At 41.6% G+C, this 13,931-nt stretch carries 16 protein-coding genes and 1 tRNA gene; 4 read left to right on the forward strand and 13 right to left on the reverse strand.

Going from position 1 to position 13,931, the window contains the following annotated elements; translation table 11 throughout:
- Positions 1–169 precede the first annotated feature (169 nt).
- Positions 170–865 (forward strand): hypothetical protein, encoded by a 696-nt coding sequence (locus J2S05_RS18205; protein ID WP_306985342.1) that lies wholly within the window; start codon positions 170–172, stop codon positions 863–865.
- A gap of 47 nt (positions 866–912) precedes the next feature.
- Here J2S05_RS18205 and J2S05_RS18210 read toward each other — a convergent pair whose 3' ends face one another.
- The gene (locus tag J2S05_RS18210) at positions 913–1,212 is read right to left on the reverse strand and encodes a metal-sensing transcriptional repressor (protein ID WP_306985551.1); all 300 of its coding nucleotides are present in this window, start codon (positions 1,210–1,212) and stop codon (positions 913–915) included.
- Between the two features lie 177 nt (positions 1,213–1,389).
- Between J2S05_RS18210 and J2S05_RS18215 the strand changes: the two genes are divergently transcribed.
- The gene (locus J2S05_RS18215; protein WP_306985344.1) at positions 1,390–2,163 is read left to right on the forward strand and encodes a Cof-type HAD-IIB family hydrolase; all 774 of its coding nucleotides are present in this window, start codon (positions 1,390–1,392) and stop codon (positions 2,161–2,163) included.
- 103 nt (positions 2,164–2,266) lie between these two features.
- On the opposite strand, the gene J2S05_RS18220 is transcribed toward J2S05_RS18215, so the two are convergent.
- The 8 genes from J2S05_RS18220 to J2S05_RS18255 form a co-directional block, all read right to left on the reverse strand.
- Positions 2,267–2,338, reverse strand: a tRNA-Arg gene (locus tag J2S05_RS18220).
- A 75-nt stretch (positions 2,339–2,413) separates the two neighbouring features.
- Positions 2,414–2,773 (reverse strand): hypothetical protein, encoded by a 360-nt coding sequence (locus tag J2S05_RS18225; RefSeq protein WP_306985346.1) that lies wholly within the window; start codon positions 2,771–2,773, stop codon positions 2,414–2,416.
- 339 nt (positions 2,774–3,112) lie between these two features.
- Complete coding sequence (locus tag J2S05_RS18230; RefSeq protein WP_306985348.1) at positions 3,113–3,547, reverse strand: BrxA/BrxB family bacilliredoxin; 435 nt, start codon at positions 3,545–3,547, stop codon at positions 3,113–3,115.
- 126 nt (positions 3,548–3,673) lie between these two features.
- Positions 3,674–4,918, reverse strand: coding sequence for a dihydrolipoamide acetyltransferase family protein (locus tag J2S05_RS18235; RefSeq protein ID WP_306985350.1), 1,245 nt, complete (start codon positions 4,916–4,918; stop codon positions 3,674–3,676).
- An 18-nt stretch (positions 4,919–4,936) separates the two neighbouring features.
- Positions 4,937–5,920, reverse strand: a complete 984-nt coding sequence (locus tag J2S05_RS18240) for an alpha-ketoacid dehydrogenase subunit beta (protein ID WP_306985352.1) — start codon at positions 5,918–5,920, stop codon at positions 4,937–4,939.
- Positions 5,917–6,927, reverse strand: coding sequence for a thiamine pyrophosphate-dependent dehydrogenase E1 component subunit alpha (locus J2S05_RS18245; protein WP_306985354.1), 1,011 nt, complete (start codon positions 6,925–6,927; stop codon positions 5,917–5,919). The genes J2S05_RS18240 and J2S05_RS18245 overlap by 4 nt, the downstream gene beginning before the upstream one ends.
- Before the next feature lie 23 nt (positions 6,928–6,950).
- Positions 6,951–8,372 carry a dihydrolipoyl dehydrogenase gene (lpdA, locus tag J2S05_RS18250; protein WP_306985356.1) on the reverse strand — a complete coding sequence of 474 codons (1,422 nt, stop codon included), beginning with the start codon at positions 8,370–8,372 and terminating at the stop codon, positions 6,951–6,953.
- Between the two features lie 27 nt (positions 8,373–8,399).
- Complete coding sequence (locus J2S05_RS18255; RefSeq protein WP_306985358.1) at positions 8,400–9,512, reverse strand: Glu/Leu/Phe/Val family dehydrogenase; 1,113 nt, start codon at positions 9,510–9,512, stop codon at positions 8,400–8,402.
- A gap of 370 nt (positions 9,513–9,882) precedes the next feature.
- Here J2S05_RS18255 and J2S05_RS18260 point away from each other — a divergent pair, with 370 nt between their 5' ends.
- Positions 9,883–10,125: a DUF2627 domain-containing protein gene (locus J2S05_RS18260; RefSeq protein WP_306985360.1), complete on the forward strand. Its 243-nt coding sequence runs from the start codon at positions 9,883–9,885 to the stop codon at positions 10,123–10,125.
- A gap of 6 nt (positions 10,126–10,131) precedes the next feature.
- Here J2S05_RS18260 and J2S05_RS18265 read toward each other — a convergent pair whose 3' ends face one another.
- Genes J2S05_RS18265 through steA form a run of 3 tightly spaced genes read right to left on the reverse strand, consistent with a single transcriptional unit; the run spans position 10,132 to position 12,711 of the window.
- Positions 10,132–10,929, reverse strand: coding sequence for a hypothetical protein (locus J2S05_RS18265; protein ID WP_306985362.1), 798 nt, complete (start codon positions 10,927–10,929; stop codon positions 10,132–10,134).
- Positions 10,926–11,591: a glycosyltransferase family 2 protein gene (locus J2S05_RS18270; RefSeq protein WP_306985364.1), complete on the reverse strand. Its 666-nt coding sequence runs from the start codon at positions 11,589–11,591 to the stop codon at positions 10,926–10,928. Before J2S05_RS18270 ends, J2S05_RS18265 begins: the two co-directional genes overlap by 4 nt.
- Positions 11,584–12,711 (reverse strand): putative cytokinetic ring protein SteA, encoded by a 1,128-nt coding sequence (gene steA, locus J2S05_RS18275; protein ID WP_306985367.1) that lies wholly within the window; start codon positions 12,709–12,711, stop codon positions 11,584–11,586. Before steA ends, J2S05_RS18270 begins: the two co-directional genes overlap by 8 nt.
- 173 nt (positions 12,712–12,884) lie before the next feature.
- On the opposite strand from steA, the gene J2S05_RS18280 reads away from it, so the two are divergent.
- Positions 12,885–13,079: a hypothetical protein gene (locus tag J2S05_RS18280; protein ID WP_306985369.1), complete on the forward strand. Its 195-nt coding sequence runs from the start codon at positions 12,885–12,887 to the stop codon at positions 13,077–13,079.
- A 149-nt stretch (positions 13,080–13,228) separates the two neighbouring features.
- Here J2S05_RS18280 and J2S05_RS18285 read toward each other — a convergent pair whose 3' ends face one another.
- Positions 13,229–13,693 carry a hypothetical protein gene (locus tag J2S05_RS18285; protein WP_306985370.1) on the reverse strand — a complete coding sequence of 155 codons (465 nt, stop codon included), beginning with the start codon at positions 13,691–13,693 and terminating at the stop codon, positions 13,229–13,231.
- Between the last annotated feature and the right edge of the window lie 238 nt (positions 13,694–13,931).

Genomic DNA, 13,931 nt, shown 5'->3' on the forward strand with positions numbered 1-13,931 from the left:
TCGCACAAAGTAGTGTAAGAAGAAAAGTGAAAAGTGAACTGGTTGGTTCAAAACATCTCTACTTTGAGTTCAACTCACAGATTTCGAGTGAGACAAGTCGAATTCTGCTATTTTTACTATGACTTTTGATGTATGATAAAAGTATAGGATAATTAAGGAGGTAGTGACTATGAAGAAAGTACTAATACTTCTATCTGTTTCAATCATGGCCTTAGCTGCATGTGGTCAAACCGCCAATGACACAGATCAAACGGACACTGATGTAAATGAAGAATCAAACATAACAGAAGCACCTGAACAAACCGAAGTAGAGGATGAGGCAGAGACGGAGACGGAAGACGTCGCAGATGCTGAAACGGATGAACCTACTCAAGATCATGAGGATTCTGATTCTACAGAGGAAACAATTGAAACAAGCGAAGCAGAGGAAGCCGTCGTTTCAGCTGGTGGAGACACGGCATCTGATGAAACAAATGAAGACGCTGGGAACGAAACAAGTGAAGACACTGACACTACTTCAACGGAGCTTGGGGAAGATGAGATTGCTGATCCTCCTTATTCAGAAGTTGAAAGCGAACAGTTTCAGGAAGCAATCTCTTCTTTACAACATGAATTTTCCAATCAACTCCTTTCTATTCAGTTAGAAAACGAAGATTGGGATCATGTTTATGCGGTAGTAACTGACGGTTTAAAACTACCATCAGATGAAGAACGCGAATTTCATGTGACTCAAATGGCAGAATCAATGATCAACTCTCTCGATCTAAAAACACACGCTCCAAATGGTACGATTACGTTTGTTTATGAAGATCAATCCGAATTAGCTACGTACCACACGGAAGATGAAAGCTTACATTTCCCTTAACTTCATACACAAACAAAGCGCAAGCGGATCATCCTGCTTGCGCTTTGTTATGCTTTTGTAAATCGTTCAACTACACTCATCAATTCTTCTATCGCCTGATCTCCATCTCCATCTTTGATCGCATCGGCTACACAGTGTTTGGAGTGATCCTCAAGTAACTGCAAACTTACTTTTTTCATGGCAGCATTAATGGCTGAGATTTGTGTGAGGATGTCCACACAGTATCTGTCATCTTCCACCATTTTTTGAATACCTCTTACCTGCCCTTCAATTCTCTTTAAGCGATTAGTCAATTGATCCTTGCTCATCGCTGTCCGATGATGAACGGTTTTATGATGATCTTCCATTGATTCACTCACCTCTTCTACATTCAATACGCCTTTTAGGTATGAGTAGTATACCATGCTACCCTCTCATTCGTCAGCTTGTTCAACTCCACTGGATGTGAATTGACACCCTTGCTAAGCTATAATACAGTTACATAGAAGCCATACCATATAACATTAGATAAAGAGAGTGATACAATGGAAAAAGCGATGATTTTTTTTGATATTGATGGTACATTATTAGACCACAACAAAGAACTTCCGGCATCAACCAAAAGCTCTATCCAAGCATTACAACAAGCTGGCCACGAGGTAGCGATTGCAACAGGACGTCCTCCTTTTTTCTTTGAGGATCTTCGCAAAGAGTTGAACATTGATTCCTATGTCAGCTTTAACGGGCAATATGTGGTATACAAAGGTGAAGCTATATTTACGAATCCATTACACTCAGCTTCCATTGAACAACTAACTGAATTTGCAGCAAAACGTAATCATCCATTGGTCTATATGAACCATGAAACGATGCGTTCAAATATTTCTGATCACCCAGCTATTGAAGAAAGCTTAAATAGCTTAAAAGTTCGTCCTCCTGAAAACGATCCCCACTTCCACAAGGAACGTGACCTTTTTCAAACCTTACTTTTCTGTACAGTAGGCGAAGAAAAAGAATACGTAGAGACCTTTGATGCGATTCGTTTTGTTCGTTGGCACCCATCTTCCGTTGATGTTATCCCAACTAATGGTTCAAAAGCCGTTGGGATTAAAGAATTAATCAAAAGACTAGGCTTCACAATAGATCAAGTGTATGCATTTGGCGACGAACGAAATGACCTAGAGATGCTGAGCCAAGTTGGTCACGGCGTTGCAATGGGTAATGCCCCACAAGTTGTGAAAGACGCAGCCAATTATGTTACAAAAGCTGTAGACGATGATGGCATTAAGCATGGTTTGGAAATGGTCGGATTACTCTAAAGATCAATAAAAAGACTCTCTGCGAATCATGCCAGAGAGTCTTTCTTTTTACGTTATAAAAAAATCTGCCCTACTATAAGGGCAGATTTTTCTCGTATGAAAACGCGCCTAGTAGGACTCGAACCTACAACGCAAGAATCGGAATCTTGAATGATATCCCTTTCACCATAGGCGCATGTTGCGTTAGCGACAAAAATAACTATATCTTAAAAGGGAGGTTCATGTCAATCTATTTCCCCTCCCTAGCCTTTTAAGAATGCAGCTTTTCGCCTTCAGCAAACATCTCACTGAATCGTTCGTTAATGTCATCTTCTGTATAACCAGCTGTTCCTAAACGAGCGCCAAAGTTCTTTGCCCAAAGTTGAAGTCTACTTGCCATTTTAGCGTATTTCTTAGACTCACTACCTTTAGTATCATTCGCGCGACCTTCTGCATTAGAGATTACATTCTCCACTACAAAAAGAACTTTCCATAGTGACTCTTCCTCTAGTTCTGATCCTTCAGCCGCCAGACGATCAATGACCTTTTTGTAGAACCCTTGGAATTCTTTAAATGGAATCTCTTCTTCCATATTTAAATACACTTGAATTTGATCATATAAATCCTGCATTTTATCTACACTCCTTTAATTCTTTCCGGCTAATTATAGCACATTTTGAAACTTCGAGTCAGTATTGAGTGGAAGAGTTCTCAAGGATAGATAAGTTGTTAGCCAAACCATCTTTTATCAAGAGCGATTTTCCATATATCTAGTTAGAACAAGATTCACCAAGTCATAAAGCCTATGAACAAGACCATTGAGAATTAGACCAAGACTAACAGAGATTCATTAAGAGGACAGTATCGATAGCAAGAAGCTTCAATTCTATAACAAGAGGAATTCGTTCTTTACCAAGGCACAAAAAAACAGTGAACATTTATTCATGTCCACTGTTGACTCTCTTATGAATTAAGCGTTTGTCTTACAGTATTGATCAAATGCTTCCTCAAGCTTTTGAACCACTTGGATCGGTTCATGTCCTTCAATCTCATGGCGCTCAACCATCATTTGGATCTCACCGTCTTTTAATAAAGCAAAAGAAGGAGATGAAGGTGCATAGCCTTTGAAGTATTCACGTGCTTTTGCCGTGGCTTCTTTATCTTGGCCGGCAAAGACGGTCAAAAAGCGATCTGGTTTCGTTTCGTAATTCTTCATATAAGCAGCGGTTGGTCTAGCAATTCCTCCAGCACATCCGCAGACTGAGTTAATCATAACAAGAGACGTTCCTTTTTGTTGTAGAACTGTATCCACATCTTCGGGTGTTGTTAGCTCTTGATAGCCTGATTCAACCATTTCTTGTCTAGCACCTTGAACGACATCATTTATAAAAAAATTAAAGTCCACGTTACGCACTCTCCTTTTTATCTTTCCTTGCCTGTTATTTTACCTTGAATAGTTGTAAAAACCAATAGATGTGCTCTAATATGACGAGAAAAACTCCCCGAATGTGAGGAGTTCTTCTCAATACATTTATTCAGCCGAAAACTGTTCAAGCTTTTTCTTAATGGATGCAAGGAATTGTCCGCAGACTAACCCGTCTAAAATCCGATGATCCAGAGATAAGCAAAGGTTCACCATATGACGAATAGCAATCGAATCCCCTTCTGGCTGCTCAATGACCACTGGACGTTTCACAATCGATTCAATGGATAAAATTGCCGCCTGTGGGTAGTTAATAATCGGAGCAGACTGTATAGAACCAAAAGAACCCGTGTTGTTAATTGTGAAGGTTCCTCCTTGAGAATCTGCACTACTAAGTTTACCCGTACGTACCTTGCCAGCAAGCTCATGAATGCTTTTCGCAAGCCCTTTGATTGATTTGTCATCTGCTTGATGAATAACCGGAACATATAAAGCGTCATCCGTTGATACGGCCATGGAAATGTTAATATCTTTTTTACGGATAATTTTATCTCCTGCCCACATAGAATTCACTTCTGGAAATTCCTTCAGTGCTTCCACAATAGCTTTCATAAAGAAGGGTAAAAAGGTCAGATTGTAGCCTTCTTTTGCTTTGAAATCTGCTTTCACTTTATTACGGTGCTGAACAAGTCGTGTGACATCTACTTCCACCATTGTCCAAGCATGAGGCGCCTCATGTTTACTACGAACCATGTTAGCTGCAATCGCCTTACGAATACCCGTTACTGGGATTTCAATATCACCCGTTGAGGTGACTGTCTCTTGCGAACGGATAGGCGCTTCTTCTCTAGCCACTTGCTTACTTGGTACTTCTTCTGGTGTCGTTTGTGTTTGACCACCGACTGAAATCATCTTCTCAAGATCTTTACGAGTAATTCTGCCTGATTTACCGGTTCCTTCTACTCGTGTTAAGTCAATTGAATGCTCTTGTGATAGCTTTAACACGGCAGGTGAATACCGGTTTTTTTGAGAAAGATCCTTTTCTTCAGAAACAGTTGCATCAGGCTTGTCTTCTTTTACTGTCTCAACTGCTTTTAGCGCTTGATCCGTTGCCTCTGCTGTCTCTACTGAGCAAATAACCGTTCCAACACTTACGGTTTCATCCTCTTGTACAAGCAACTCTTTTAACGTTCCAGTATAAGAAGAAGGAACTTCAGCATTTACCTTATCTGTCATTACCTCTGCAATCGGTTCATACTTCTTCACCATGTCACCTGGTTTGACCAACCACTTCGTAATGGTCCCCTCCGTGACGCTTTCACCTAATTGAGGCATCTTCATTTCCGTTGCCATCTTCTTCACTCCTTTCTCTTAAAACTCTGCCAGTTCTCTCATCGCACGTTCCACTTTATCCGGATTAATCATAAATTCTTTTTCCATTGTAGGTGCGTAAGGCATCGCCGGTGTATCAGGACCAGCTAGACGTTTAATTGGGGCATCAAGGTCAAATAGACAATGTTCAGCAATGATAGCTGCTACTTCTCCAATAATGCTTCCTTCCATATTGTCTTCTGTGACCAAAAGAACCTTACCTGTTTTAGAAGCCGCTTCAATGATGGCTTCTTTATCGAGTGGATACACCGTACGCAGATCAAGAATATGCGTGTTGATGCCATCCTTCTCTAATCTCTCAGCAGCCTGTAATGCAAAGTGCACAGCTAAACCATAGGTAATGACGGTCAGGTCATCACCTTCTCTTTTTACATCCGCTTTGCCAATAGGTAGGGTGTATTCCTCTTCTGGAACTTCCCCTTTAATTAATCGATACGCTCGTTTGTGTTCAAAAAATAACACGGGATCATTAGAACGTATAGCTGCTTTTAATAGTCCTTTTGCGTCATATGGAGTAGATGGCATAACAATTTTTAAGCCTGGAGTTCCCGCAAACATCTTCTCTACACTTTGAGAATGATACAGAGCACCATGTACACCACCACCATAAGGAGCACGAATCGTAATGGGACTTTGCCAGTCGTTATTTGAACGATACCTGATCTTAGCTGCCTCTGAAACAATCTGATTCACCGCTGGCATAATAAAATCAGCGAATTGAATCTCTGCGATCGGTCGCATTCCATACATCGCTGCACCAATGCCAACGCCAACAATTGCCGATTCTGCAAGAGGTGTATCGATTACACGCTCTTCACCAAACTGCTCATACAATCCAGCAGTCGCACGAAATACTCCTCCGCGCGTTCCGACATCTTCTCCAAGGATAAATACTTTATCGTCACGTTCCATCTCTTCTCGTAATGCTTGTGTGATGGACTCTATGTAGGATATAACCGTCATGATTTGGCCTCCTCCTGCTCTTCATACACATACAGATGTAAACTTTCAGGATCAGCGTAAGGAGCATGTTCTGCATACTCTGTTGCCTCATCAATTACCGTTGCAATTTGCTGTTCCATTTGTTGCTCATTCTCTTCTGTTAAAATACCTTCAGTTAAAAGATAGTCACGGAATGTTAAAAGCGCGTCCTTGCTTTTAGCTTCTTCAACTTCTTCTCTTGTGCGATAAGCACGATCATCATCATCACTAGAATGAGGGGTCAAACGATAAGAAACCGTCTCAATTAATGTGGCTCCTTCGCCTCTACGTCCACGATCAGCCGCTTCCTTCACTGCTGCGTACACAGCAATTGGATCATTCCCGTCTACCGTCACACCAGGCATACCATAACCAATTGCCCGATCTGAAACAAACTCACAACCCAATTGTTTTTCTGCTGGAACTGAGATTGCGTATTTATTGTTTTCACACATCAAAATAACTGGAAGCTTATGCACACCTGCAAAGTTAGCCCCTTCATGGAAATCCCCTTGATTGGAAGAGCCTTCACCAAATGTAGTAAAGACGACAAGATCCTTTTTCTCCATCTTAGCAGCGAGCGCGATGCCAACAGCATGAGGAACCTGTGTGGTTACAGGCGATGAACCTGTAACAATTCGATTAGCAGATTGACCAAAGTGACCTGGCATTTGACGCCCACCAGAGTTCGGGTCCTCGGCTTTTGCAAAGGCTGACAACATAAGGTCTTTTGTTGTCATACCAAATGCAAGCACGACACCTAAGTCTCGATAATAAGGCAATGCATAGTCTTTTTGTCGATCAAGAGCAAATGCAGCGCCAACCTGTGCTGCCTCCTGTCCCTGACATGAGATGGTAAATGGGATTTTCCCTGCTCTATTTAGCAACCATAATCGCTCATCTAACCTTCTTGAATGAAGCATCCATTCATACATTTCAAGTACTGTTTCATCGGATAATCCAAGTGACTGATGTTTATTTGTAGTCATTGTCTCTCCTCCTCTGCTTTTATTTAACCGTGTATCGCTTTTCCATTTGCAGCAAGTGCTGCTTCTCCTAATACTTCCGATAGTGTAGGGTGCGGATGGATTGTGCGTGCAACTTCCCAGCTTGCCGCATCCAGCACTTTCGCCAACGCCGCTTCTGAAATTAATTCAGTTGCATGGGGTCCAATTATATGAACACCAATTAGGTCATCATTTTCTTGATTGGCAATCAGCTTCACAAATCCATTTGTATCACCTTGTACAATCGCTTTTCCAATCGCTTGAAATGAGAATGTACCAACTTTCACTGAAAGTCCCTTCTCCTTCGCCTGCTGCTCTGTCAGACCGACAGAAGCGATTTCAGGAAAGCTATAGATGCAGCTCGGGACCGTCTCTGGATCAATCGGAACTGGATCATTTCCTAGGATGTGATCTACAGCAAGTAATCCCTCGTGTGAAGCAACATGGGCCAATTGCATTCCACCGACTACATCGCCTATCGCATAGATATGCGACTCCTTCGTTTGTCCAAATTCATTCACTTGTATAAAACCATGCTCTTCTTGAATATCTGTATTCTGTAAACCTATGTCTGTCGTATTCCCTGCTCGTCCAACACAGACTAATAGTTTCTCTGCTTTGAATGAGGTTTGCTCCCCATTAATAAGACCAGTCACTTGTACGCTGTTTTCTTCTTTGGTCAACTGATCTGACTGAAGATCCACATTAGTGACAATCTTAATTCCTCTTGCCTTCAGCTGCTTTGCTGCTTCTTGAGCAATGTCTTGATCTTCTGTTGGAAGAATTCTCTCTCCATATTCAACAATTGTCACATCAACACCAAAATCTACAAGCATCGATGCCCATTCCACGCCAATAACTCCTCCTCCTACAATAAGGATAGAAGCTGGGAGATACTCGAGTGACAGGGCATGGTCAGAAGTTAGTACATGCGTCCCGTCTATGGTGAATCCAGGAAGGGTACGTGGTGATGAGCCTGTCGCTACAATGACATTCTTTCCAATGAGCATAACATTCTCTTCATTTTCTCGTTCAACCGAAATAGTACCAGGTGTCGGTGAAAAGATTGAAGGACCTAGAAGCCGGCCCTTCCCTTGATATACATCAATGTCACCGCGCTTCATCAGAAATTGAACCCCTTTGTAAAGCTGGTCCACTACTTTCTGTTTCCTTACTTGAGCCTTAGAAAAGTCAAAGGAGACACCTGATGTGTTTACACCAAACTCACTAGCTTCTTGAGCTGTTCTAAGCACTTCTGCACTTCTCAAAAGCGCTTTGCTTGGAATGCACCCTTTATGCAGACACGTCCCGCCGAGTTTGCCTTGTTCAACGATCGCTGTCTTTAGACCTTCCTGAGCTGCTTTAATGGCTGCTACATAGCCGCCTGTTCCACCGCCAAGAATAACCAAATCATAGTCTTCTGCCATGGTGTCTCCTCCTCTAATTCTATCGTTTTATTTCTGTTGTCCAGCTCGCGCTCTAGATAGGAGATGATGTCCATCTCGTACAAACTGTTTGCGTGAACGACGTAACCGTTCAATACGCTCTTCAGCCATCCGGTCTGCCGCTACATTTGTAGAGACGTGATCACGTTTGGCAATATCAAAAACTTTCGCTACATTATCGTAAATTCCTTCGACCTTTTTCATTGCGCGATCTCGGTTATAGCCTTTAAGCTCGTCTGCCACGTTAATAACGCCCCCGGCATTAATCACATAATCCGGTGCATACGCAATACCCATCTCCATCAATCGTTCGCCATGGCGCTCTTCTTTAAGTTGATTGTTTGCCGCACCAGCTACTACCGTTGCTTTTAAATGGGCAAGCGTATCATCATTAATAATCGCTCCAAGTGCATTTGGTGAGAAGATATCGCATGCTACGCTATAAATTTCTTCAGGTGCTACGTATTGTGCTCCAAAATCATCCACTGCTCGCTTAGCTGCAGCCTCATAAATATCTGTGACAATTAACTCTGCACCTTCATCATGCAAGTATTTACAAAGCTGATAAGATACGTTTCCTACACCTTGAACAGCGATTTTTTTACCTGCAAGATTTTCATCTCCATAAGCCGCTTTAACTGCAGCCTTCATCCCTACAAATACTCCATAAGCAGTGACTGGCGATGGGTTGCCCGAAGCTCCAAATGCCGGTGAAATACCCGTTACATAATCTGTTTCTTCATGAATAATATCCATATCAGCAACTGTTGTTCCAACATCTTCAGCCGTAATGTAACGACCATTTAGTCCTTGTATGTATCGCCCGAATGCACGGAACATCTCTTCGTTTTTATCTTTACGAGGATCACCAATGATGACCGTTTTTCCTCCACCAAGATTTAATCCTGCTGCGGCATTTTTGTAAGTCATACCTTTTGAAAGACGCAAAGCATCTTCAAATGCAGCTTCTTCACTTGTATAATTCCACATTCTTGTTCCACCGAGTGCTGGTCCCAATGTTGTGTCATGAATAGCAATGATTGCTTTTAAGCCGGATGTTCGGTCCTGGCAAACAACCACCTGTTCATAGTCATATGTTTCCATCGTTTGAAAAAGATTCATTGCGATTCCTCCTTTAGTCTTTTGGAAGGTCAGATTTTTCGTGCACGATTCTCTCTTTATCTCATGCATCTTCGCAAAATGTCTCTCTTTAAATACGAATCAAGCCGTAAATTCAGCTGATTCTTCATTAATCTCCCTGGCAAAATGCGCATTAATAGTATATCACGCACGTGCTCTAAATCCTATGGCTACGCGATTTCACAGATAATTTCAACTTTATATACATAAGGTTTTTTATAATTATGACTAGGTCCTAAAATCTACTCTTATATTATTACTCAAATTTAAAAATCATGCAACTATAAGGCATGTACGTTTGTCTTTTTTTCAGCTACAATATGGAAAGAGTTGTTTTTAGGAGGGTTTCTAGATGGGGCGTTTTTTTGCACTACTTATTTTATTACTACCAATCTTCACTGCTGGATTTGGGATTAAATTAATGAGGGATGCTTTTTTCCATATCATCCAATCCCCTTTTTCATCCGTATCCGTGCAATTTCTTATAGGACTAATTTTATTTTTCATTGGTTTTGCTTTTATCGGAGGATTTATTTTTTATCGAGACCGTAAAAACGGAAAGATTTCACCTCGTTTTTCAAAAAGAGAAGGATAGGCAGGGTCATGATTTCTTGACGACCCCTAGCCCATCCATCCAACGTAACACTCTTCTTTTTGCAATCCATTCTGAGAAGGACACTCTTTCAGCTGTTAATAGCAACAAAAACAAGATCACTGCGCTAAACCACTGTAATTCGCTTGTCCCCTCGTGAGTCAGCCAAATCGCAATAATGGCCCCACAGGATGTCGCCCCATTATCACCTAAAATCGCCTTCTTCTCTCCTTCTAGTACATATACTAAATAAAAGATCGTTAAAACGTACAATAGTGTTGAAAAAGACGGCAGTGGCATAAATGCAACAATAACAGCAGAGGCTAAAAGCGATATCTTCCAAACACGTAATGGTCTTGTATCAAATAAATTCATTACATGAGGCAGTAGACACAATAGTAGAAACATAAAGATACTTGTAGTAGCAGATTGAGGTTGACTGAAAAACGTATACACTCCAGCAAGGACAATCGTACCAACCGCTTTGATCAGTCCAGTCGTCCATGTCCGGTCTTGTATCAGCAATTGAACATGCCCTCGTATCCCCTTTGGCTGTGATTTCCCATACCGGTCATCCACGAATCCAATGATCCAAATCCCCAAAACATATCCTAATGACAAATAGGAAAATACAACGGAATCACTTGGAGGAAATGCACACATCACAGCATATCCATACACAACAACCACACCTAAACTGTAAGGAAGCGTACGTTGTTCATAATTTGGGACCGTCCACTTTGCTTCATAGAATGCGCACATACTTGTAAATGCAATGATCGGAATCGTTAACATAAGTAGAATCATACCGTCTCTCCTCGTAACTGCTTTTCGATATGACGCCATTGTTTAAACCGATGCATCATTCCAGGCAAATAACGTCCCATTTCTCGATGCCTCATCGTCGATTCAACCTCTAACAACCTGGCTCCACCCTTAAGCATGTGTAAACACATCATCGTCTCAATGCCATACCCGGAATATGATCGACTTAATAACAGTCTCAGCCATTGGCGTTGAAAAGCCCGTTGACCAGAAAGGGGGGCATCTAACCACACCCCCGTGTGCCGATGAATTTCTTTTTGAACACGATGTTTGACTAATCCACGTCCCCCATTGCCTCTTTGCGGCATTTTAGAGATGGTTAAGTCAGCTCGCTTGTTCATAACTGGCTCCAGTAATACGGCTGCCTCTGATGCGGTATCTTGCAGATCAGCATCGAGACAAAGGATGTACATCCCTTTAGCCTGTTTCCAACCTGCTTGTAATGCATGGCCTTTGCCTTGATTTTTAGGCAGATGAATACAAACATCAGCCAGTTCTTCTGCAATTTCAGCCGTATGATCCACACTGCCATCGTTTACACAAATGAGTTCATGCTGAAAAGGCAACGATCGTACAGCGTTGATCGTATTCGCTAGTCGGTCTTGCTCATTATAAGCAGGAATAACGATCGACACTCTAGTCATGACGGATCGCTCCTTTTTTTAAGAGCAAGCGATACCCTCGTCCGACTATATCTCTCAGCTCGGTCCACTCTTCTTTTAAATCGTGATTGATTCGTTGCATCTGTGAAGAAAATGTAGTCCCCTCAAACAACTGATGAATCCCTTTTAAATCAGTCATTCGGTCACCTGCTTCGATTCGTGCCAAAACACTAGACCCCATTCCATTTCGTTGCTTCTCTAAGAAATCTTTCATTCCGCTCCGACAACCAATTAAATATAAGTGCTCGGCTCCTGCCCAATAGGCAGACATAATGGCCACATCTTCACTAGTACCAATAAAGGATAGTTCACTCGCTTCGATACCAATCGTCCGTAGCCGTTCCATACCCGGAGAAGAGCCGTCTGGGTACGTATGACAGATTAACTGCGCTCCGCATTGAAGGGCCTTATCAGAAACTGAATCCATGTCTCCTATAATATACTCAGGCAAGAACCCTACTTCTAGCAGTCCATCAGCCGCTCCATCTACCGCAATAATGAGCGGATTTGTTAAGACGAGCCAGCGGCGCATCGCTTTTAAGTCGCGTTTGTAATGAGCATGTCTAGCAACAATAAGAACCTGCCTTGATTTAATCTGTTGAAAACAACTTGGAATCAGTGGTGGTGCCACAAAATACTCAGCCTCTCGATTCGCATGCTCTAACGTATTAGAGACAAAGTTTGTTAACAGATCCTGATACGTTGTCTGCGCTCGGAGACGTAATTCTTCAATTCTCTGTTCATCATATTGATCGAGCTCTGCAATCACCGCAAACGTATCGTTTTGAGATAGATACAAGCGATTATTCATAATCCAAACCGACTCATTCTTCAATAGATAACTTGCCCCAACCCAATTCGCAACATCAAACACAGCAATTCCCGCTTCTAACAGTCTGCTAACTTCTCCGTGTTCATAACGCCCACTCATCGAACGTTTCCGATTTATAACCGCTTTGACCTTCTTTTCAAGTAAAGCATCTGTTGTTAATGAATCAAGATCTTCATGCCAAAGAAGTGCGATCGAACCCATAGGCAGCTCTTGCATTAACAGCTTACTTCGTTCTCCTTCATAGACCTGTCCTCTTATACTCAGTTTCATAACAGCCTCCACACACCTTGTTTCGGCTTAGTATGTACAAATCAATGAATTTTACTATGCATCTAGGAATAAATTCACCATATGATCTTTGTCTTTTGATCAATGAATGATTGCATATCTCCTTCATTCTTAGATATAATAATGGCCAACTGGAAAATGAAGGAGAGACCATTTTGTCAAAACGATTATTAATAACCTTCCACAGCTTGATTTTACTTTTTGCAATCGGAGTAATCACAGCTTATTTTTTATCCACTACATTTATGGACAGAGGAGTCATGTATTTAATCTTAGGCATGATCATTGGCGCATCCAGCATCTTTAATATTGTCCGGATTAGCCGTTCTAAAACTACAAGAGAAACCTAACAGTAGATAGGAGTCCAAACCCTAACCCTTTTTCTATACATCACTGCGGTTGCCATTCTTTTTGGTGGGATTGCCGCTTTTCGATTTTCACTCACAAGGATGATCAGAAAAAAGCACCTTCATTGACACACACTAAAGAAGCCAGCTGTTTAGTCAGCTGGCTTCTTTGTATAAAATGCACGTAGGGTCCATGTCTCCTCATGATTCTCGTCCCACTTAAAGCTCCACAATCCAGGGGTTTCACGATCATAGATATATCCATCTTCAGCAAAATACGCTGTATCTGGTAAGCTACTTACCGGCAAACAGATCCAAGCGCTACACGTTGCTTGATCTTCCAGTAATGGAGCAAACTGAACGCTGTAGTCATCCATCATTATGGGTTCTCGACCATCTAACACCATCTTTAATTCTTCGTTAATGGTATGTTCTCCTTCAAAAGGGTTCTCCATTTTGTAATACGTTAAAAAGTCTTTATCCTCAGGCGCTGGTGCAATAAATGTTGCTTCTGTAGACATTTCTTTGGTTGCTTTCATGCGCGTACAGGAAACAAAAATTAACATGATAACCATAGAAAGTAAAACAAGAATGGTCCAATGTACCTTTAGCCTCAACCTTATCTCCCCTATCTGCCCTTACACACAGTGTCCATTCAATATATGTAGTGGATCTACCGATAAGAAGAGCAAATACAAAAGTTGGTCTTCAATAATCCAGAAACGAAAAAACCTTCAATGTTAATGGATAGTATATCCATTAACATTGAAGGTTTTGAGATCAACTCAGTAGGTTGTTGATCTTACTTTAAGTTGTTTATTGCCTAAATGTATGTTAATTGGTATGTAGCGTTCG

It is taken from the genome of Alkalicoccobacillus murimartini, assembly GCF_030813245.1.
In the GTDB taxonomy this organism is placed as follows: domain Bacteria; phylum Bacillota; class Bacilli; order Bacillales; family Bacillaceae_D; genus Alkalicoccobacillus; species Alkalicoccobacillus murimartini.